Annotated in this window: 16 protein-coding genes and 1 other RNA gene; 8 read left to right on the top strand and 9 right to left on the bottom strand. The window is 62.1% G+C overall.

The genetic code is table 11. From position 1 onward, the window contains the following. A partial coding sequence (locus ACIQ2A_RS21660) for a GIY-YIG nuclease family protein (protein ID WP_398483224.1) occupies positions 1 to 260 on the top strand: 260 nt, incomplete at its 5' end. A gap of 110 nt (positions 261 to 370) precedes the next feature. On the opposite strand, the gene ACIQ2A_RS21655 is transcribed toward ACIQ2A_RS21660, so the two are convergent. The 5 genes from ACIQ2A_RS21655 to ffs form a co-directional block, all read right to left on the bottom strand. After that, positions 371 to 814, bottom strand: a complete 444-nt coding sequence (locus ACIQ2A_RS21655) for a hypothetical protein (protein ID WP_398483222.1) — start codon at positions 812 to 814, stop codon at positions 371 to 373. A gap of 16 nt (positions 815 to 830) precedes the next feature. Further along, positions 831 to 1,433, bottom strand: coding sequence for a recombination mediator RecR (gene recR / locus ACIQ2A_RS21650; protein ID WP_398483220.1), 603 nt, complete (start codon positions 1,431 to 1,433; stop codon positions 831 to 833). A gap of 15 nt (positions 1,434 to 1,448) precedes the next feature. Continuing rightward, entirely contained in the window at positions 1,449 to 1,769 is a 321-nt protein-coding gene (locus ACIQ2A_RS21645; RefSeq protein WP_398464868.1) for a YbaB/EbfC family nucleoid-associated protein, read from the bottom strand. A 15-nt stretch (positions 1,770 to 1,784) separates the two neighbouring features. Then, complete coding sequence (locus tag ACIQ2A_RS21640; RefSeq protein ID WP_398483218.1) at positions 1,785 to 3,653, bottom strand: DNA polymerase III subunit gamma/tau; 1,869 nt, start codon at positions 3,651 to 3,653, stop codon at positions 1,785 to 1,787. 147 nt (positions 3,654 to 3,800) lie between these two features. Then, an RNA gene (gene ffs, locus ACIQ2A_RS21635) (signal recognition particle sRNA small type) lies at positions 3,801 to 3,897 on the bottom strand. A gap of 180 nt (positions 3,898 to 4,077) precedes the next feature. Between ffs and ACIQ2A_RS21630 the strand changes: the two genes are divergently transcribed. The 4 genes from ACIQ2A_RS21630 (at position 4,078) to ACIQ2A_RS21615 (ending at position 7,097) form a co-directional block, all read left to right on the top strand. Further along, positions 4,078 to 4,500 (top strand): HIT domain-containing protein, encoded by a 423-nt coding sequence (locus ACIQ2A_RS21630; RefSeq protein ID WP_398483216.1) that lies wholly within the window; start codon positions 4,078 to 4,080, stop codon positions 4,498 to 4,500. Between the two features lie 5 nt (positions 4,501 to 4,505). Beyond that, complete coding sequence (gene nudC / locus ACIQ2A_RS21625; RefSeq protein WP_398483214.1) at positions 4,506 to 5,444, top strand: NAD(+) diphosphatase; 939 nt, start codon at positions 4,506 to 4,508, stop codon at positions 5,442 to 5,444. A gap of 21 nt (positions 5,445 to 5,465) precedes the next feature. Further along, positions 5,466 to 6,404, top strand: coding sequence for a sugar kinase (locus ACIQ2A_RS21620; protein ID WP_398483226.1), 939 nt, complete (start codon positions 5,466 to 5,468; stop codon positions 6,402 to 6,404). Positions 6,405 to 6,587: 183 nt separating this feature from the next. Next, positions 6,588 to 7,097, top strand: a complete 510-nt coding sequence (locus ACIQ2A_RS21615) for an Lrp/AsnC family transcriptional regulator (RefSeq protein WP_398483211.1) — start codon at positions 6,588 to 6,590, stop codon at positions 7,095 to 7,097. 129 nt (positions 7,098 to 7,226) lie between these two features. Here ACIQ2A_RS21615 and ACIQ2A_RS21610 read toward each other — a convergent pair whose 3' ends face one another. The 3 genes from ACIQ2A_RS21610 to hrpB all read right to left on the bottom strand — a co-directional run bounded on the left by ACIQ2A_RS21610 (position 7,227) and on the right by hrpB (position 11,988). Continuing rightward, positions 7,227 to 8,726 (bottom strand): phosphomannomutase/phosphoglucomutase, encoded by a 1,500-nt coding sequence (locus ACIQ2A_RS21610; RefSeq protein ID WP_398483209.1) that lies wholly within the window; start codon positions 8,724 to 8,726, stop codon positions 7,227 to 7,229. Between the two features lie 140 nt (positions 8,727 to 8,866). After that, positions 8,867 to 9,388 carry a TIGR02281 family clan AA aspartic protease gene (locus tag ACIQ2A_RS21605; protein WP_398483207.1) on the bottom strand — a complete coding sequence of 174 codons (522 nt, stop codon included), beginning with the start codon at positions 9,386 to 9,388 and terminating at the stop codon, positions 8,867 to 8,869. Positions 9,389 to 9,516: 128 nt separating this feature from the next. After that, positions 9,517 to 11,988 carry an ATP-dependent helicase HrpB gene (hrpB, locus tag ACIQ2A_RS21600; RefSeq protein WP_398483205.1) on the bottom strand — a complete coding sequence of 824 codons (2,472 nt, stop codon included), beginning with the start codon at positions 11,986 to 11,988 and terminating at the stop codon, positions 9,517 to 9,519. Between the two features lie 150 nt (positions 11,989 to 12,138). Here hrpB and ACIQ2A_RS21595 point away from each other — a divergent pair, with 150 nt between their 5' ends. Together ACIQ2A_RS21595 and polA are read left to right on the top strand one after the other, a co-directional pair. After that, on the top strand, positions 12,139 to 13,197 hold the full coding sequence (locus ACIQ2A_RS21595) for an acyltransferase family protein (RefSeq protein WP_398483203.1): 1,059 nt from the start codon (positions 12,139 to 12,141) through the stop codon (positions 13,195 to 13,197). A 159-nt stretch (positions 13,198 to 13,356) separates the two neighbouring features. Next, on the top strand, positions 13,357 to 16,383 hold the full coding sequence (polA, locus tag ACIQ2A_RS21590) for a DNA polymerase I (RefSeq protein ID WP_398483201.1): 3,027 nt from the start codon (positions 13,357 to 13,359) through the stop codon (positions 16,381 to 16,383). A 106-nt stretch (positions 16,384 to 16,489) separates the two neighbouring features. On the opposite strand, the gene ACIQ2A_RS21585 is transcribed toward polA, so the two are convergent. After that, positions 16,490 to 17,116, bottom strand: coding sequence for a glutathione S-transferase family protein (locus ACIQ2A_RS21585; RefSeq protein ID WP_398483199.1), 627 nt, complete (start codon positions 17,114 to 17,116; stop codon positions 16,490 to 16,492). A gap of 142 nt (positions 17,117 to 17,258) precedes the next feature. Between ACIQ2A_RS21585 and pyrE the strand changes: the two genes are divergently transcribed. Beyond that, positions 17,259 to 17,822 (top strand): orotate phosphoribosyltransferase, encoded by a 564-nt coding sequence (gene pyrE, locus ACIQ2A_RS21580; RefSeq protein ID WP_398464630.1) that lies wholly within the window; start codon positions 17,259 to 17,261, stop codon positions 17,820 to 17,822. The last annotated feature ends 42 nt before the right edge of the window (positions 17,823 to 17,864 follow it).

The raw sequence follows: 17,864 nt of genomic DNA, 5'->3' as shown, positions 1-17,864 counted from the left end.
TCGGCGGCACGCTCTACATCGGCGTGACGAACAATATCATCCGCCGTGTCGCTGAACATAGAGCGAAGACTGCCGAGGGTTTTACGAAGAAATACGACGTCGATCGTCTGGTTTATTTCGAGTGTTTCGACCACATCGAATACGCCATCCATCGCGAGAAGCGATTGAAGAAATGGACGCGTGAGTGGAAGATCGCACTGATCGAGAAGGATAATCCCAACTGGGATGATCTGTATCCAGCACTTTTGAGACAGGCATAGCCTCTCTTGTCATCACCCGCGAAAGCGGGTGATCCAGTACACACCGCAGCGTCAGTGCTTACTGGATCGCCCGGTCAAGCCGGGCGACGACAACAGAGCAGATGGCCGCCCTAATTCGTCTTCCCCACCAAACTCCACTTCGTCACCAGCGCTTCGCTCATCTGGCCCGCCTGCTCGGCGCACGCGACCTCGGCAACCTTGAACGCCACTTCCTTGCCGACCAGCCGCTTCAATTGCGTCGCCTGCGCTTCACCGGCGACCACGATCTCGAACGTCTCCGGCCCCGTCTCCAGATTGCACAGCCCCGCCGGCGCCGGCAGGCGGCGCGGTTCGGTGACCACCTGATACACATCCACGCGCTTGCCCTTGGCATCGCGGCTGCGCATGGCATTGAGCTGGCCATGGAGCACATCACCCAGCTTCATGTCCTTCGGCGCCACCGGCTTGGCCGGCGCTTGCTCAGCATCTGACGCCGCATAAGCGACCGAAGTCCCTGCGCCTGCCATCACAAGCATCGCCGCGCAAAGCTGCGCCTTGAATCCAGATCGTCGCATCAGAAACAGTCCCGTCTTAAAACAAAGTCCGCTGTCGCATCGCCGCCGACAGCGTGCCTTCGTCGAGATAGTCCAACTCGCCGCCCACCGGCACGCCATGCGCCAGGCGGGTGACTTTCACGTTGGCCTCCTGAAGAAGGTCGGTGATGTAATGTGCTGTCGTCTGGCCATCCACGGTCGCATTCAACGCCAGGATGACTTCCGTCACTTCCGGCGCATGCGCCCGAGCGACCAGCGCATCGATGGTCAGATCGCCGGGCCCGACACCATCGAGCGGCGACAGCGTGCCGCCGAGCACATGATATTTGCCGGGCGCCGCATTCGCGCGCTCCAGCGCCCAGAGATCAGCGACATCGGCCACGACGACAATGGTCGTCGGATCGCGTCGCGCATCCGTACAGATCGTGCATGGCGATTGCGTGTCGATATTGCTGCAGACCTTGCAGACCTGCACGCGATCGATCGCCGTCTGCAGTGCGCCGGCCAGCGGCGTCATCAACGCATCGCGCTTCTTGATCAGATGCAGCGCCGCCCGCCGCGCCGAACGCGGCCCGAGGCCGGGCAATCGCGCCAACAGCTGGATCAGGCGCTCGATTTCAGGTCCGGCAACGGAGGCCATGGTCGTTCGAAACCTTTAGCCGAGGCCCATTCCGGGCGGCAGGCCGAGGCCGCCAGTCAGCGACTGCATCTTCTCCTGCATCGCCGCTTCCGCCTTGCGGCGTGCATCACCCAGCGCAGTCACCAGCAGGTCCTCGAGAATCTCGACATCTTCCGGCTTCACCAGCGATGGATCGATCTTCACGGCTTTCACTTCGGTTTTTGCCGTCATGCGCACCGAGACGAGACCGCCGCCGGACACGCCCTCGACCTCCACATGGTCGAGCTCTTCCTGCATCGCCTTCATCTTCGACTGCAGCTGCGCTGCCTGCTTCATCATGCCAAGAAAGTCAGCCATGGAACGTCCTTTGGTTTAATCGTCGTCGCCGGATTCGGCGCCATCATCGGAAATCAAAGCGTCGTCGTCACCTTCCGGAATTTCGGGGGCCAGCAAACGCACTTCCATCTTGGCGCCGGGGAATTTCGCGAACACCGCCTGCACGCGCGGATCGGCTTCGGCACTGCGCTGGCGTTCGTTCTTCTGCTCCTGCACCTGCTCGCGGATCGTCGCCTGGCCTTGCTCGTTCGACACGATCACAGCCCAGCGTCGGCCCGTCCACATTTCCAGTTTGCGCGAGAGGTCATTGATCAGCGAGCGCGCGGCGGTGCGCTCCATCGCAAGTTCGAGCCGGCCATCCTCGATGCGGATCAGGCGCACATCGGCTTCCAGCGCGCCACGCACCATCAGGTCACGCTTTTCGCCCGCCAATGCGATCAATTCGGGGAAGTTCGAGATTTTCAGCACCGTCGCGGGCGCAGCTTCGGCCATGCCGACTTGCGGCCGCGGCATCGGCTCGGCATTGCCACGCTGCATGGTCGGGCCCCGCGGCGCGCTCATGGTCGGCGCCGAAGGCGGCACTGCGGACGGCATTGACGCGGAAGACTGCGCCGACGGCGCATTCAGCATCGGCGAGGGGCGGCCACCGCCATTGCCAATCACGGGCGATGATCCGCCGCCCTGCTCGATCATGCGGATGGCTTCATCCGGCGTCGGCAGATCGGCGACATAGGCGATGCGCACCAGCACCATCTCGGCCGCCGCAGCCGGACGCGTCGCGCCCTGCACCTCGGTGATGCCCTTCAGCAGCATCTGCCACATCCGCGACAACACGCGCATGGAAAGCTTTGATGCAAAGTCTCGCGCCCGCAGGCGCTCGGTCTCGCCGAACGCGACATTGTCGGCCGTCGCCGGCACGATTTTGACGCGGGTGACGAAATTGACGAATTCGGCGAGATCGCTCAGCACCACGATCGGATCGGCGCCGACATCATACTGCTCGCGGAATTCCTTGAAGGCAGCAGCGATATCGCCGCGTGCCAGCGAATCAAACAGGTCGATGACGCGCGTGCGATCGGCGAGGCCGAGCATCTGCCGGACCGCATCGGCCTTCACGAGGCCCGCCGCATGGGCAATCGCCTGATCGAACAGCGACAGCGAATCGCGCACCGAGCCTTCGGCTGCGCGCGCGATGATGCCGAGCGCTTCCGGCTCGACCTCGACGCCTTCCTTGCCGGCGATATTCGACAGATGCGACATCAGCACATCGGCATCGACGCGGCGCAGGTCAAAGCGCTGGCAGCGCGACAGCACCGTGATCGGCACCTTGCGGATTTCGGTTGTCGCGAACACGAATTTCGCGTGCTCCGGCGGCTCCTCCAGCGTTTTCAGGAACGCGTTGAAGGCGGCCGTCGACAGCATGTGGACTTCGTCGATGATATAGACCTTGTAGCGCGCGCTGGATGGCGCATAGCGCACGCTGTCATTGATCTGGCGGACGTCATCGACGCCGGTATGCGAGGCGGCGTCCATTTCCAGCACGTCGATATGACGGCTTTCCATGATAGCTTTGCAATGCACGCCATGCGTCGGCATCTGGATGGTCGGCCCCTTCACGGAGCCATCGGCCATCTCGTAATTCAGCGCCCGCGCCAGAATGCGCGCCGTGGTGGTCTTGCCGACTCCGCGCACGCCGGTGAGGATCCAGGCCTGCGGAATCCGTCCGGTCTCGAATGCGTTGGAGACGGTGCGCACCAGCGCTTCCTGGCCGATCAGATCGTCAAAATTTCCCGGCCGGTATTTTCGCGCCAGCACCCGATACGGCGCTGCAGCAGCGGGCGCATTCATTGCGAAGCCGGCCTGGGCGACATCATCATCGGAAGGGGGCATGCCGGCATCGGTCATCGAGAAATCCGCAATGTGTTGTCTCAAGAGGCCGGTTTGCGGAACATCGGGCAGATCGACCGGCAAAACATGAATGTTCCTGCCGGGATGCCGCCTGCCCACCGGGCGAAATCCAGCATGAAGCGCCGAATTTGCTCGATAAAACAAGTAGGAGACTGACGAGCGACCCGATCCGGATCTCGTTAGGGCTGCTACCTTCCGGTCCTGACCCGATTGGCGAGTGGCTCGTCCACCGCCAATCTCCCGGTGCCTATTTGGGGCCAAACCGGCCGGAAAGCAAGCGCAGCGCGTGCCGCAACTTTGCCTCAGGATTTGCCTCTGTGTTGCCGCAAGAAATCGTGGCGGATGCGCGCAAAAGCATGCACCACGGAGTTGTTTGCGCCGCCAGTTCCTGCGACGCTGCGCGGCAAAATCGAGAGACCGAATGGCCACCACGCCCGCCTTCGAGCTGCACAGACAGCTCCAGCAAGACACGATCGACATCGGCGACCTGCCCCTCAGCCGCGTGCTGGTGGTGAAGGACGCGCATTATCCCTGGCTGATGCTGGTGCCGCGCCGCCCCGATATCGTTGATATCATCGATCTCGACGAGGTGGCGCAGGCGCAGCTGACGACCGAAATCAATCGCGTCGGTCGTGCGCTCAAAGAGGTCACCCGTTGCGACAAGCTCAATGTTGCAGCCCTCGGCAATGTAGTGCCGCAACTGCACGTCCACATCATCGCACGCCGCAAGACAGACGCCGCCTGGCCGCGCCCGGTCTGGGGCGTGACGCCGCCGCTCGCGCATGATGCCGAGGAAGTGCAGCGTTTCATCTCAGAACTCCGTCGCAAGATCTGGCTCGGTTGAATCACATGACAAGCAAGCTGTTTCCCCTCGGCCAGCCGGCCTTCATCTCCAATACCCTCGATCGCGCCGCGCATCTGCGCTTCAGCGACGAAAAACTGTTCGCGCTGGAAAACAAGAGCGATAGCCGCGCCTACGTGATCTATCGCGACTCGCTGGTGATGAAGAAGGACGGGGACAATGTCCGCGCGCTGCTGTCTATCGACGAAGCCGTAAAATTCGGCGCCAATCCTGGTACGATTTTTCTCGGCCTGCGCGACGGCGCCGCCGTGTTCGGCATGGGCATCTCGGCGCCGGCAGCGGAAAAGCTGGTCGGCCGTGACGATGTCGTAGTGTCCGAACTGCGCGGCATGGCGATGCAGGGCATCGTGCCGCCGGACCAGCTTTCGGCGATCGCGCAGGCCAAGTCGATGGTGTCCTGGCATCAGCGCCACGGCTTCTGCGCCAATTGCGGCACCAGGTCCGCGATGGCCGAAGGCGGCTGGAAGCGCGTCTGCCCGAGTTGCAAGACCGAGCATTTTCCGCGCACCGATCCCGTCGTCATCATGCTGGTGGAAAAGGGCGACAAGTGCCTGCTCGGCCGCCAGAAGCAGTTCGCGCCCGGCATGTATTCGTGTCTCGCCGGCTTTGTCGAAGCAGCGGAGACCATCGAGGATGCGGTGAAGCGCGAGATCTTTGAGGAATCCGGCATCCGCTGCACCGACGTCACCTATTACATGACGCAGCCGTGGCCCTATCCGTCATCCCTGATGATCGGCTGCTCGGCGCGTGCGCTGACCGACGACATCGTCATCGATAAAATGGAACTTGAGGACGCCCGGTGGTTTGACCGTGACGAGGCGATGCTGATGTGGAAGCGCGAGCACCCGGACGGGCTCGCAGGACCGCATCCATTCGCCATCGCGCATCATCTGCTTGGACGGTGGCTGCATCCCGACCAAGCTTGAACCAAAGCCTGACTAACGGGGATTTCCATGACTGCTCAGCCCAAGCGTGTCCTGTGCATCGGCCTGCCCGTGCGCGACCTGACCTTCGCCGTCGAATCCGTGCCCGGCCGCGGCCAGAAATTTCCATCCCAGCGCTTTGCGCAGATCATCGGCGGCAATGCGCTCAATGCGGCGATCGGCGTCAACCGGCTGGGCGGCAAGGCCGCGATGACCGGGCCCATGGGCGACAAGAGCGAGACTGCCGATCAGTTCCTGTTCGACGATCTCGCCAAGGAAGGCATCGATGCCACGCATCTCGTGCATATGAAGGGCCTTGTGACGCCGATCTCGGCGGTCATGATCGACCCCACGGGCGAGCGGACCATCGTCACCTTTCGCGATCCAAAATTGTGGGACGTGAAGTTGCCGGATCACGATGTGCTGCTGAAGGACTGCGACGCGATCCTGGTCGAAAGCCGCTGCGCCGGCTTCGCCACCGATCTCTGCATCGAGGCGCGCCATCGCGGCATTCCCGTGGTCGTCGATATCGACAGCACCATCTCCCAGCGCGAGGGCCTGCTGACAGCATCGTCGCACCTGATCTTCTCCGACGAAGCGCTGCAGACCACGGCCGGCATTCATGACAACCTCAAGGCGCTGCAGAAGCTCGCCACGCTGACCTCGTCCTTCCTTGCCGTCACCCGTGGCCCCAAGGGGACGCTATGGCTGGACGAACAGGGGAATCCGAAGGAGACACCGGCCTTCCCCGTCCATGTGGTCGATACGCTCGGGGCAGGTGATATTTTCCACGGCGCCTTCGCGCTGGAATTCGCCGGCGGCAAATCCGTGCCAGAAGCGCTTCGCTTCGCCTCGGCCGCCGCGGCGCTCAAATGCACCCGCTATGGCGGCGCGTTTGCCTGCCCGCAACGTGCTGAAGTCGAAAAGCTTTTGCGGGATTCGAAAGTGGGCGCGCTGAGCTGAAGCCGGAGGATGAGTTGATGAGGGCGCGAAACGCTGGAGTGAAAATCTATCGTCCTCGTGTGAGAAATGACGGATTTTCGCTACGTTCAACCCATCCGACGACACAGATCCCCTCACCTTGATTTAGAAGATTGTTCCATATATTAGGTCTATCGACCCTATAATTAGAACAAAGTTCTTCTCATGACCGATGTCCTCGACCAAACCTCCGAATCGACCCGCCGCCTCGATGCGATCGATCGCAAGATCCTGACGGTCCTGCAGGAGGATGCATCGCTGTCCGTCGCCGAAATTGGCGACCGTGTTGGCCTGTCCTCGACGCCATGCTGGAAGCGCATCCAGCGCCTAGAGGCCGACGGCGTGATCCTGCGCCGGGTCGCCCTGGTCGATCAGAACAAGATCGGACTCGGCATCTCGGTGTTTGTTTCGGTGGAGAGCAGCGACCACTCCGACGCCTGGCTGAAGAAATTTGCTGAAGCCGTCAGCGCGATGCCGGAAGTGATGGAATTCTATCGCATGGCCGGCGATGTCGATTACATGCTGCGCGTCGTCGTCGCCGACATGCAGAGCTATGACGTGTTCTACAAGAAGCTGATCAGCGCAGTGGCGCTGAAGAACGTGACGTCGCGATTCGCGATGGAAAAGATCAAGTCGGTGACGGCACTGCCCGTGCCGCCGATGCCTGCGAACTGACGGCTTGCAACTGTCGTCGCCCGGCTTGACCGGGCGACCCAGTACACGCCTGATTGGCGCATTATCACGACAGTTAGAGTTTACTGGATCGCCCGCTTTTGCGGGCGATGACAGTTTGAGATCGACAGCTCAAATCGTCTGATTATACGCGCCGACTTCCGGATGCGTCTTCAGCACGAGATTGACCGCATCGAACATGTCATGCATGCGCTGCTTCGACACCGGGCTTTCGACCACGACCACCAGTTCCGGCTTGTTCGATGAAGCCCGCACCAGGCCCCAGCTGCCATCCTCGCAGGTGACGCGCACGCCGTTGACCGTGACCAGATCGCGGATCGGCTGACCAGCGACCTTGTCGCCCTTCTTCTGCGCGGCCTCGAAATGCTTCACCACGGCATCGACGACGCCATATTTGGTTTCGTCGGCACAATGCGGCGACATGGTCGGCGATGACCACGTCTTCGGCAACGCCTCCTTGAGATCCGCCATGCTCTTGCCGGGCGCCCGATCCAGCATCTCGCAAATTGCGATGGCCGAGACGAGACCATCGTCGTAGCCGCGACCGACCGGGGCATTGAAGAAGAAGTGGCCGGACTTCTCGAAGCCCGCCAACGCCTTCAATTCATGGGTACGGCGCTTCATGTAGGAATGGCCGGTCTTCCAGTAGGTCGTCTTGGCATTCTGTGCCTGCAGCACGGGATCGGTGATGAAGAGCCCCGTCGATTTCACATCGACGACGAATTCCGCATTCTTGTGAACCGCCGACATATCGCGCGCGAGCATCACGCCAACCTTGTCCGCAAAGATTTCCTCACCGGTGTTATCGACGACGCCGCAACGATCGCCGTCACCATCGAAACCGAGGCCGACATCGGCCTTGTGTTCGAGCACCGCATCGCGGATCGCGTGCAGCATCTCCATGTCTTCCGGATTCGGATTGTATTTCGGGAAGGTGTGATCGAGCTCGACATCGAGCGGGATCACCTCGCAGCCGATCGCTTCCATCACCTGCGGAGCGAAGGCGCCGGCGGTGCCGTTGCCGCAAGCGACGACGACCTTCAGCTTGCGCTTGAGCTTCGGACGATTGGTGAGATCGGCGATGTAACGCGCCGGATAATTTTCATGGAAGTGATAAGAGCCGCCAGCCTTGTTCTTGAACTCGGCGTTGAGCACGATCTCTTTCAACCGCGTCATTTCATCGGGGCCGAACGTCAGCGGCTTGTTGGCGCCCATCTTCACGCCGGTCCAGCCATTGTCGTTATGCGAGGCGGTGACCATGGCGACGCAGGGCACGTCGAGATCGAATTGCGCGAAATAGGCCATCGGCGTCACAGCCAAGCCGATATCATGCACCTTGCAGCCTGCCGCCATCAGGCCCGTCATCAGCGCATATTTGATCGAGGCGGAATAGCCGCGGAAATCGTGACCGGTGACGATCTCCTGCTTCTGGCCGAGCTCGCCGATCAGCACGCCGAGCCCCATGCCCAGCGCCTGCACGCCCATCAGGTTGATTTCCTTGCCGAACAGCCAGCGCGCGTCATATTCGCGAAAGCCAGTGGCCTTCACCATTGGCTCGGATTCGTAGGCATAGGTATTTGGCACGAGCAAGGGTTTGGGCTTCGGAAACATCGACGACCTCTCGCGAATGATGATGTTTTTTATTTGAATAGCACAGCCTTAGCTGCCCTGCGCGCCATTGGGAAGGCACGACGGTATTCAAGTGACCGAAGGTGTTTGAAATGGGGCCGCAGCGTTAAGCGGAAAGGTTACTACTGCTCGAGAACCATCTGTCCGTTGGAATATTCGAACCGCTTCAGCTTGGAGAGAAACGACAGGCCGAGCAGATTCTCCGACAGTGCCTCATCCGGCAGCACCATGGCATCGACATCACGCACGGTGATATCGCCAACCTGCACCATCGGCAGTTTTGCACGCGCGGCTTTCAGCTTGCCATTCGCCGTTGTCACCGTGGCGTTATATTCGGCGCGCGAGGGACGCAGGCCGAAGCGGGCCGCCGAGGTCTCGTTTAGCGCGATCACCGATGCGCCGGTATCGACCATGAAGCCGATGCGCTGACCATCGATACGCGCTTCGGTCTGGAAGTGACCGCGGGAATCACGGGGGATGGCCAGGCTACGGATGCCGGCCTGTGGCGCGCTGAGAGAAGCAAGGCGGGTGGGCGCAGCTTCCGTGCGCGCCATCGCAGGCGTGGACGTCATCTTGTCGGCAACCTGCGCCATCACGGTACCAAGCCCGATCAGCACGGCTGCAAAAAACATGATGCTACGCATACGCAACCCTTTACCCAATGCATCCCGACGGAACCGCAATCGAGCACGGATCGCCGCCACCGTCCGTACTGGGCCGGCAGACACGGTGCAATTTTCGCGAAAAGGATGAGCGAAGGGTTAAGACGGGCTCATGTTCCCCGCGGCTTGGCCCGCCGCGTCGGCATGGCGGTCGCAGGATCGTCGGGCCAAGGATGGCGCGGATAGCGGCCGCGCAAGTCCGAGCGTACATCCTGATAGCTGCCACGCCAGAAGCCCGGCAAATCGCGCGTCACCTGCACCGGCCGCTGCGCCGGCGACAGCAATTCCAGCACCAGCGGGACCTTGCCCTTGGCGACGGATGGATGGCTGCTCAATCCGAACAGTTCCTGCAGGCGGACGGCGATGGTCGGCCCCTGCTCGGCCTCGTAATCGATGGCCAGCATGCTGCCGGTCGGCGCTTCGAAATGAGTCGGCGCCTCCTTGTCGAGGCGGGCGCGCTGATCCCATGGGAGCAGGTTCATAATGGCGTCGGACAGGTCGCCAGCGGAAAAATCTCTGAGCGAGGTTTTGCCGAACAGTGCGGGCATCAGCCAGGTCTCACGCGTATCGATCAACGCCTGATCCGACAGATCAAGCCAGGCATCGCCCTCAGAGGCGCGCAAAAACATGACGCGGCCACGCCACTGTTGCAGCGCCTTGGACCAAGGCAGCCGATCGAGGCCGAGCATCGCCAGGCCATCGGCGAAAACGCGCGCTGCGTCTTCGGAGGCCGTCACCGTCAGCGGCGCTTCCGACAGCGTGATCGCATGCAGCATGCGCTTGCGGCGGCCACGGAGCGATGTCGAGGCACGATCGAAGCTGATCTCATCGGCATTCTCGATCTGATCGGCGAAGCGCGATTCAATTTCGACTTGCGAGAACGGCGCCGCGAGCAGGATGCGGCCATTGGCAGCGGTGCCGGTGAGTTCTCCGACAACGATATAGGGCATTTTTGCCAGTGCAGCGCTTTGCTCGACAGATGCGCCGCGGCCATTGGCGAGCACGAAACTGCCATTGCCGCGGTTTTTCGCGATGCGATCCGGGAAGGCGAAAGCGAGCATGGCGCCGGTGGACAGTGGCTCCGTGCTACCGTTGGACGGGGATGACACCTGTGCCACCCAGCGCTCCACCAATTGCCTCGCACTGCTCGCCCGCTGCGAACGATCACGGCGAAACTGATCGAGGCGATGATCGAGATCGACACTGTCGCCACCAAGGCCGCGTTCGGTGAGGATGGCAGCAACCTCGGCCGCCTCATCGCCATAGCCGAAACGCGCTGAATCCACGATCATCCGCGCGAGGCGCGGCGGCAGCGCCAGTGCACGCAGCGCCTGCCCCTCTTCCGTGATGCGGCCATCGGCATCGAGAGCACCAAGTTCGACCAGCAGGCTGCGCGCTTCCTTCAGCGCCGGCAGCGGCGGGGGATCGAGGAAAGTGAGCTGCGCGGGATCGCTGACGCCCCATTGCGCGCAGTCCAGCAACAGCGTCGAGAGATCGGCGCTGAGAATTTCCGGCTGCGTATAAGCAGGCAGCGACGCGGTCTGCGGTTCGTCCCATAGTCGATAGCTGATGCCCGGCTCGGTACGACCTGCGCGACCACGGCGCTGATCCACGGCGGCGCGGGAGGCGCGCACGGTTTCCAGCCGCGTCAGCCCGATGTCGGGCTCATAGCGCGGTACGCGCGCGAGGCCGCAATCGACAACGATGCGCACGCCTTCGATGGTCAGCGACGTCTCTGCGATAGAGGTTGCCAGCACCACCTTGCGCTGGCCCTTCGGCGCCGGCTGGATCGCGCGGTCCTGCACGGCGGCATCGAGCGCACCGAACAATGGGACGATCTCGATGGACGCATCCTGCACACGTTCGGCCAGGAAATTCTGCGTACGGCGGATTTCCGCGGCGCCGGGCAGGAAGGCGAGCACGGAGCCACTATCCGCACGCAATGCCGATGCGATCGCGTCGGCCATCTGGCGCTCGATCTGCTGATCGGGCTTGCGGCCGAGATAGCGCGTCTCCACCGGGAAAGCGCGGCCTTCGCTGGCAATCACGGGAGCATCGCCGAGCAGCTTCGCGATCCGTGCGCCATCGATGGTGGCGGACATCACGAGAATGCGGAGATCCTCGCGCAATCCGGTCTGCGCATCGCGCGCGAGCGCGAGACCGAGGTCGGCGTCGAGGGAGCGCTCGTGGAATTCGTCGAACAGCACGGCGCCGACCCCGGTGAGTTCGGGATCATCGAGGATCTGCCGTGCAAAGATGCCCTCGGTCACGACTTCGATTCGGGTGCTGCGCGAAATCTTGGAGCCGAAGCGGACGCGATAGCCGACCGTTTCGCCGGCGCGCTCACCCAGCGTCTTCGCCATCCGTTCGGCGCTGGCGCGCGCGGCGATGCGGCGCGGCTCCAGCATGATGATCTTCTTGCCCTGGAGCCAGGGCGCATCGAGCAGCGCCAGCGGCACGCGCGTGGTCTTGCCGGCGCCGGGCGGCGCCACCAGCACGGCCGCATTGGCCGATTTCAGCGCATTCGCGAGGTCGCCCAGCACGGCGTCGATGGGCAGGGATGTACCGAAAGTCCGGATCATGACACTCGTATCTGTTAACGCCCATTAACCAGCCGCAGAAACTCGCGCAAGCGTGACCATCCGATCACCATTTTCGATGGATACTGCAAGGCAATTGAAACCGATTGTCCCGATGATGTGCGCAATAACAGGGCGCCGACAGGGATCGCGATGACCACAAGCGGCACATATGCGGGCGCCGAGCGCGCCATCGCGTCGGAGCGGGTCGACTGGGTCGACTACGCCAAGGGCATCTGCATCATTATGGTGGTGATGATGCATTCGGTGCTGGGCACCGAGCTGGCCGCGGGCCAGACCGGCTACATGCATTACGTGGTCGAATTCGCCAAACCGTTCCGGATGCCGGATTTCTTCCTGATTTCGGGCCTGTTCCTGGCGCGGGTGATCGACCGCGACTGGCGCACCTATCTCGACCGCAAGGTCGTCCATTTCCTGTATTTCTACGTGCTCTGGGTCACTATCCAGTTCGGCTTCAAGGCGCCGGGCTTCGCCGCCGAGCATGGCTGGCCCTATGTGATCAAGCTGTATCTGCTGTCCTATATCGATCCGTTCGGCACGCTGTGGTTCATTTATCTGCTGCCGGTGTTTTTCGTGCTGACCAAAGCCGTGCGAAATGTCCCGGCGGTGCTGATCTGGGGCATCGCGGCACTGCTGGAGAGCCTGCATATTGCCACCGGCTGGACCGCCATCGACGAATTCTGCGCACGCTTCGTCTATTTCTACTCCGGCTACCTGTTCGCCACGCAGGTATTCGCGCTTTCCGACAAAGCCCGCGCCAAGCCCGTTCTCGCGCTTATCGGCCTTGCGATTTGGGCTGTAGTAAATGCCGCGCTGGTCCATGGCGGCGTCAGCGAATGGCCTGTGATGTCGCTGGTGTTGGGCTTTGCCGGCGCCGTGGCGATCATCGTCGTCGGCACGCTGCTGGCGAAGATGCAGTGGCTCAATTTCGTTCGTTTCCTCGGTGAGCATTCCATCGTGATCTATCTCGCCTTCTTCTTGCCAATGGCCACCGCGCGTGCCGTCTTGCTGAAATTCGCTCCACTCGATATCGGCACCATCGCGCTGCTCGTGACCATCAGCGGCGTGGTCGGCGCATTGGTGATCTGGTGGCTGGCACTGCGCCTGCGCGCGAATTTCCTGTTCGAGCGACCGCAGGCGTTCTGGATCGCGCCGAAGAAGCAGGGCGCACGGCTGCAGGCTGCGGAGTGACCTCTGCCTGTCGTTGCCCGGCTTGACCGGGCAACCCAGTACGCGCTGAAGCTGGCGTTCTATCACGGACGCCGGCGGTTACTGGATTGCCCGCTTTCGCGGGCAATGACAGGAGATGTCGGGACTGTCATTCCCCGCAAAAATCCTTAAATTGCGGCCATGTCGAAAGCCCCCACAAAAACCTCCGCCGATACCGCCACCGCCGCGAGCCCGACCGCACCGGGCAAAGGCGATCACATCTTTCTGGTGGACGGTTCGTCCTACATTTTCCGCGCCTATCACGCACTGCCGCCGCTGAACCGCAAATCCGACGGCTTGCAGGTCAATGCGGTGCTCGGCTTCTGCAACATGCTGTGGAAACTGATGCGCGACATGCCCCCGGACAACCGGCCGACGCATCTGGCGATCATCTTCGACAAGTCCGAGATCACCTTCCGCAACAAACTCTACCCGGAATACAAGGCGCACCGCCCGCCGGCGCCCGATGACCTGATCCCGCAATTCGCGCTGATCCGCGACGCCGTGCGAGCCTTCGATCTGCCCTGCATCGAACAGGGCGGCTTCGAGGCCGACGACCTGATCGCCACCTATGTGCGGCAGGCCTGCGAGCGCGGCGCCACGGCCACCATCGTGTCGTCCGACAAGGACCTGATGCAACTCGTGACCGATTGCGTCACCATGTATGACACCATGAAGGACAAGCGCCTGGGCATTGCCGAGGTGATCGAGAAATTCGGCGTCCCACCGGAAAAGGTGGTCGAGGTGCAGGCACTGGCCGGCGACAGTGTGGACAATGTGCCGGGCGTTCCCGGCATCGGCATCAAGACGGCCGCGCAGCTCATCACCGAATATGGCGATCTGGAAACGCTGCTGAATCGCGCGTCCGAAATCAAACAGCCGAAGCGGCGGGAATCGCTGATCGAGCATGCGGAGAAAGCGCGTATCTCGCGGCAGTTGGTGCTGCTGGATGACAAGGTGGCGCTCGACGTGCCGCTCGACGATCTCGCGGTGCATGAACCCGATGCGCGAAAACTGATCGCATTCTTGAAGCGGATGGAGTTCACCACCCTCACCCGCCGCGTCGCGGAATATTCGCATATCGATGTGGCCGACGTAACGGCAGAGACCGAAAGCGGCACCGCAAAACCAACCGCGAAAAGCGGCGAAGCTGGTGGACAAGGTGGGGATCTGTTTGGCGACACCAAACAACCATCTGCGGCAAAGAAAACGACCAACGGCATCGGCGCCCACGCGACGGGTCCAGGCGGCAAGGATGTGCTGACGCCCGCCGCTTTCGCAAAGGTCCGAGCAGAAGCGGCGCGCAACACACCGGTGAAACGCGATGGCTACAAAACCATTCGCAGTCAAGCCGACCTCGATAAATGGATCGCCCGCATCCTCGATACCGGCCATCTCGCGTTCGAAGCCAAAGCGAGCTCGATCGATCCGATGCAAGCCGATATCATCGGCATCGCATTGGCGCTCGGCCCGAATGACGCGGCGTATATTCCCTTCGCCCATCGCCAGTCCGGCGACGGCGCAGGACTGTTCGCCGCCGACCTCGAGCCGGATCAACTCAAGACCGCTGATGCGCTGGAAACACTGAAGCCGCTGCTGGAAACGCCGGGTCTGCTGAAGATCGGCTTCAACATCAAATTCACCGCCGTGCTGCTGGCTCAGCACGGCGTGACACTGCGCAATCATGACGACGTGCAATTGATGTCCTATGCGCTTGACGCCGGGCGCAATGCGCATGGGCTGGATGCATTGGCTGACAGCTGGCTCGGCCACGCCACGCTGACCCACGGCGAGATCATCGGCTCTGGCAAAGGCAAACTGACCTTCGAACAAGTGAAGATCGACCGCGCCACCGAATATGCCGCCGAGGACGCCGACGTCTTGCTGCGGCTTTGGACCGTGCTGAAGCCGCGCCTCGCGGCCGAACACATGACAACGGTCTATGAGACGCTGGAGCGCCCGCTGATTTCCGTGCTGGCGCGGATGGAACGCCGCGGCATTTCCATCGATCGGCAGGTCCTCTCGAAACTTTCTGCCGATTTCGCGCAGACCGCGGCGCGGATCGAATCCGAGATCAAGGAGATCGCCGGCGAGGATCTCAATATCGGCAGCCCGAAGCAGCTCGGCGACGTGCTGTTCGGCAAGATGGGCCTGCCGGGCGGCTCGAAGACCAAGACCGGCGCATGGTCGACCTCGGCGCAGGTGCTGGATGAGCTGGCCGAACAGGGCCACGAATTTCCGCGAAAAATTCTCGACTGGCGGCAGGTGTCGAAGCTGCGCTCGACCTATACGGACGCGCTGCCGAATTACGTGCATCCGCAGACCCATCGCGTGCACACCACCTACGCGCTGGCGGCGACCACGACGGGTCGCCTGTCGTCCAACGAACCGAACCTGCAGAACATCCCGGTGCGCACCGAGGACGGGCGAAAGATCCGCCGCGCTTTCGTGGCCAGCGAAGGCCACAAGCTGGTCTCGGCCGACTATTCGCAGATCGAGCTGCGCCTGCTGGCCGAGATCGCCGATATCCCGGTGCTGAAACAGGCGTTCCAGGATGGGCTCGACATTCACGCCATGACGGCGTCGGAAATGTTCGGCGTGCCGGTGAAGGACATGCCGGCCGAAGTACGCCGCCGCGCCAAGGCGATCAATTTCGGCATCATCTACGGCATCTCGGCCTTCGGCCTCGCCAATCAGCTCAGCATCCCGCGCGAAGAGGCCGGGGCCTATATCAAGAAGTACTTTGAGCGCTTCCCCGGCATCCGCGCCTATATGGACGCGACGCGCGACTTCTGCCGCGAGCATGGCTATGTGACCACGCTGTTCGGCCGCAAGTGCCACTATCCCGAGATCAAGGCGAGCAATCCATCGGTCCGCGCCTTCAACGAACGCGCAGCGATCAATGCGCGCCTGCAGGGCACCGCCGCCGACATCATCCGCCGCGCCATGGCGCGCATGGAAGATGCACTGGCCGAGAAAAAGCTGTCAGCCAAAATGCTGCTGCAGGTTCATGACGAATTGATCTTTGAGGTGCCGGACGACGAGGTGGCAGCAACGCTGCCCGTGGTCCAGCACACGATGCAGGACGCGCCGTTCCCAGCGGTGTTGTTGTCGGTGCCGCTTCAGGTCGATGCGCGGGCAGCGGATAACTGGGAAGAAGCGCATTAAAGCGCACGCCTCGTCATTGCGACGAGCAAAGCGACGAAGCAATCCGGTCCTTCGCTTTCCTGGATTGCTTCGCTGCGCTCGCAATGACGGCTGATGGTCCGGAGCTTTAGTCCAGCTTCACCTCAAACCCGCGCTTAACCGCCGGCCGCGCCATCAGCTGCTCGTACCAGCGCTTCACATTCGGAAAATCCTCCAGCGCCACTTTGTGGCGCGGATGGCGCCAGACCCAGCCGAGAATGGCGAAATCCGCCACCGACAGCGTACCCGCGACGAATTCGTGATCCTTCAGCCGCCGATCCAGCACGCCGTAAAGCCGGCGGGTTTCATCGGAGAAGCGCTTGAGACCGTAGGCACGATCCGCTTCGTTCTCCAGCGCGATGAAATGATGCACTTGGCCGGGCATCGGACCGAATCCGCCCATCTGCCACATCAGCCATTCCAGCACCGGAATGCGATCGCCCAGCGATTTCGGCAGGAACTTGCCGGTCTTCTCGCCGAGATAGAGCAGAATGGCGCCGGATTCGAACACGCTGACCGGCTTCCCGTCCGGCCCATCGGGGTCGACAATGGCCGGAATCTTGTTGTTCGGGCTGATTTTCAGGAAATCCGGCTTCTGCTGGTCGCCCTTCGAGATGTTCACCGGGAACACCTTGTAGGCCAGCCCCATTTCCTCCAGCGCCACGGAGATCTTGCGGCCATTCGGCGTGTTCCAGGTGTGAAATTCGATGGTCATGCGTTTCCCTTCCCGATTTTCTCAACCTGTATCATCGTCCGCCCGCCCCGCAAATGTCGGCTGTTGAAGAGGTGTCTTGCGCTCTGGCCTATCCGGCCCCGGGCCGGTAAATTGCCGCGGTTTACCTGAAAGAGAGATCGCCTTGTCCAACACAACCGCCCGCGCCCGCCTGCACGAGATCATCCGCGACCGTTCGTTCGGTTATGGCGAGATCACGCTCGCCTCGGGCCGCAAGAGCAATTTCTATTTCAACCTGAAGCCCACCATGTGCGACCCCGAAGGTGCCGCACTGCTGGCCGAGCTGACCTATGAGGCACTGAAGGACGACAAGCTCGATTATGTCGGCGGCCTCGAGATGGGCGCGGTGCCGCTGGCCGGCGCGCTGGCGCAGCTGTCCTGGATGAAGGGCGCGCCGATCGGCGCCTTCTTCGTGCGCAAGAAGCCGAAGGAGCATGGCGCCCGCCTTGCCATCGAGGGCCTCACCAAGACCGAGAGCCTCAAAGGCAAGCGCATCGTTATCGTCGAGGACGTCACCACCACCGGCGGCTCGGCCGTGAAGGCACTCGATGCGGTGCGCGAGGCCGGTGCGGAAGTGGCGCTCGTGTTCACCATGGTCGATCGTGATGAAGGCGCCAGCGAGACGTTTGCAGCGGCTGGTGTGCCATTTCGCTCGCTTTACAAGGCATCCGAATTCCTGAAGGGTTGAGCATCGCCGGCCTCTTCGCGAGACCGAATATCGTCTCCGAAA

This window comes from Tardiphaga sp. (assembly GCF_044336785.1).
Taxonomy (GTDB): domain Bacteria; phylum Pseudomonadota; class Alphaproteobacteria; order Rhizobiales; family Xanthobacteraceae; genus Tardiphaga.
The sequence above is the reverse complement of the archived record's forward strand: the minus strand, read 5'-3'. Positions and strand labels throughout refer to the sequence as shown.

Bases quoted from the DNA above. Each gene is read 5' to 3' on its own strand.
- ACIQ2A_RS21655 (WP_398483222.1), bottom strand. From the start codon at position 814: ATGCGACGATCTGGATTCAAGGCGCAGCTTTGCGCGGCGATGCTTGTG.
- recR (WP_398483220.1), bottom strand. From the start codon at position 1,433: ATGGCCTCCGTTGCCGGACCTGAAATCGAGCGCCTGATCCAGCTGTTG.
- ACIQ2A_RS21645 (WP_398464868.1), bottom strand. From the start codon at position 1,769: ATGGCTGACTTTCTTGGCATGATGAAGCAGGCAGCGCAGCTGCAGTCG.
- ACIQ2A_RS21640 (WP_398483218.1), bottom strand. From the start codon at position 3,653: ATGACCGATGCCGGCATGCCCCCTTCCGATGATGATGTCGCCCAGGCC.
- ACIQ2A_RS21630 (WP_398483216.1), top strand. From the start codon at position 4,078: ATGGCCACCACGCCCGCCTTCGAGCTGCACAGACAGCTCCAGCAAGAC.
- nudC (WP_398483214.1), top strand. From the start codon at position 4,506: ATGACAAGCAAGCTGTTTCCCCTCGGCCAGCCGGCCTTCATCTCCAAT.
- ACIQ2A_RS21615 (WP_398483211.1), top strand. From the start codon at position 6,588: ATGACCGATGTCCTCGACCAAACCTCCGAATCGACCCGCCGCCTCGAT.
- ACIQ2A_RS21610 (WP_398483209.1), bottom strand. From the start codon at position 8,726: ATGTTTCCGAAGCCCAAACCCTTGCTCGTGCCAAATACCTATGCCTAC.
- ACIQ2A_RS21605 (WP_398483207.1), bottom strand. From the start codon at position 9,388: ATGCGTAGCATCATGTTTTTTGCAGCCGTGCTGATCGGGCTTGGTACC.
- hrpB (WP_398483205.1), bottom strand. From the start codon at position 11,988: ATGATCCGGACTTTCGGTACATCCCTGCCCATCGACGCCGTGCTGGGC.
- ACIQ2A_RS21595 (WP_398483203.1), top strand. From the start codon at position 12,139: ATGACCACAAGCGGCACATATGCGGGCGCCGAGCGCGCCATCGCGTCG.
- polA (WP_398483201.1), top strand. From the start codon at position 13,357: ATGTCGAAAGCCCCCACAAAAACCTCCGCCGATACCGCCACCGCCGCG.
- ACIQ2A_RS21585 (WP_398483199.1), bottom strand. From the start codon at position 17,116: ATGACCATCGAATTTCACACCTGGAACACGCCGAATGGCCGCAAGATC.